We start from the raw sequence: 1,619 nt of genomic DNA, 5'->3' as shown, positions 1-1,619 counted from the left end.
CTATCAATATGGAAAGGACGACTTACCCCTCTCTGCTGTGCAGAAAGATGAGCTCTCCAGCTATGAGTTGTACTTAAAGGGCGAGAAAAACTACACCCACAACACAGCCATCAAAGTTCTGCGCTTTTTGAGAAAAGCGATGGAGCGAGCCGTTGAAGAGGACTTGCTTATGCGAGTCCCTTTTCCAAAGGTTGTTTTGCGTATGCAACCTACAGATAGGGGGTTCTTAGATGATTCCGACTTGGAGCGTTTGCGTTCTGTTGAGCTTTCAAACCCTAAGCTTCTTCTAGTACGAGATGCCTTTCTCTTTTCTTGTTATACGGGACTGTCTTATGCAGACATATCACGTCTAGTGAGAGACAACATCATCTCTATGCACGGTCAGAGCTGGGTTGTCCTCCGTCGTAAGAAAACTGGTGTGCTTAGCACTATCCCCTTAATGTCTGTTGCCGTGCATATCCTAACTCCATATCTCGCTCAGGCGACCTCTACAGAGAGCTCAGAGAGCAGGATATTTCCCCTATGTACAAATCCGTACGTCAATCAACAACTCAAAGAAATACAACGACTAAGTGGTGTGAAGCGAGTACTCACCTACCACTTAGCTCGCCACACCTTTGCTACACTCGCCCTGACTAAGGGGGTGAGCCTTGACACTGTTGGCAGTGTACTAGGTCACAGTTGTCTCTCAACGACCCGCATCTACGCTCGTGTACTTCCAATGAAGGTGAGTGAAGAGATGCGTAGCTTGGATAATCGCCTACAAGAAGAATGTGTAACCAATTAACCCTATACAGTATGAACCAGTCTCCAGTTGATCCACAAGTCCAGCTCCTACTCCTGCAAGCTCTGCTTGCTCGTAGAGATGAGACCAATCGTAATGAGGTCTATTTGTCCCACACAGAGCTAGAGGTGTTGCTACAAATACCTCGCACTTCGATTGAGCTAGCCGTTCAACGGGGTAAGCTAGAGCCAGTAAACTCTACTCCCCAGTACAGCTACAACGCTGTCCTCTCAGCCATTGAGATGCGTGACCTTGAGCCCCTGGTAACGGAACAGGAGCGTACTGACATCTTAGAGCGTCTCCGCGCCTATCGCCAACTGATAAATCTCTAATACCTCTCAGCTATGAAAGAAAAGTCTTTTCAATTTCGATCCTCGTGGTATGAGGCAATTACCCAGTTACCAGACAGCAGTCAAGGAGTTGCTTACTCTCTAATTATGGGTTACGCTTTAAAGGGTTTAGAGCCTGACTTAGCTACGGTACCAGCCTTAGTTCAGGGCGTTTTCCTCGTTGTCCGAGAGCAGATTGATGCAGATGCACACAGACAGGCGGAAATCTCCTCTATACGCAAGACTTGTGGTAAGCTAGGCGGTCGCCCTCGCAAGAGCGAGCAGGGCGCAAAGGCTTCCACTACAACCCCTAATAAAGGAGTTACGAACAAATCAACTTTGGACGGTGGTCAGAAGCTAAATAACCAAAAGGTTTATTTGGTTTCTTCCTCTCCCAAAGCAGGTGAAAAGCAAAAGGTTTATTTGCTCTCAGAAAATACCCAAGTGGCTGATGTAGAGCAAAGTACTGCTAATCCTCTTAGCTCTTCTTCCACCACTCAGGAGGA

Annotated in this window: 3 protein-coding genes; all 3 read left to right on the top strand. The window is 47.3% G+C overall.

Annotated features, from left to right (window positions below):
• The coding region (locus PORUE0001_RS01345) for a site-specific integrase (protein ID WP_007364651.1) at positions 1-787 on the top strand (787 nt) is incomplete at its 5' end.
• A gap of 11 nt (positions 788-798) precedes the next feature.
• The gene (locus PORUE0001_RS01340) at positions 799-1,116 is read left to right on the top strand and encodes a hypothetical protein (protein WP_007364652.1); all 318 of its coding nucleotides are present in this window, start codon (positions 799-801) and stop codon (positions 1,114-1,116) included.
• 12 nt (positions 1,117-1,128) lie between these two features.
• The coding region (locus PORUE0001_RS01335) for a DUF6291 domain-containing protein (protein WP_039865232.1) at positions 1,129-1,619 on the top strand (491 nt) is incomplete at its 3' end.

The organism is Porphyromonas uenonis 60-3 (genome assembly GCF_000174775.1).
Lineage (GTDB): Bacteria > Bacteroidota > Bacteroidia > Bacteroidales > Porphyromonadaceae > Porphyromonas > Porphyromonas uenonis_A.
The sequence above is the reverse complement of the archived record's forward strand: the minus strand, read 5'-3'. Positions and strand labels throughout refer to the sequence as shown.

Excerpts from the sequence above, each read along its gene's own strand:
- PORUE0001_RS01340 (WP_007364652.1), top strand. The coding sequence starts at position 799 with ATGAACCAGTCTCCAGTTGATCCACAAGTCCAGCTCCTACTCCTGCAA.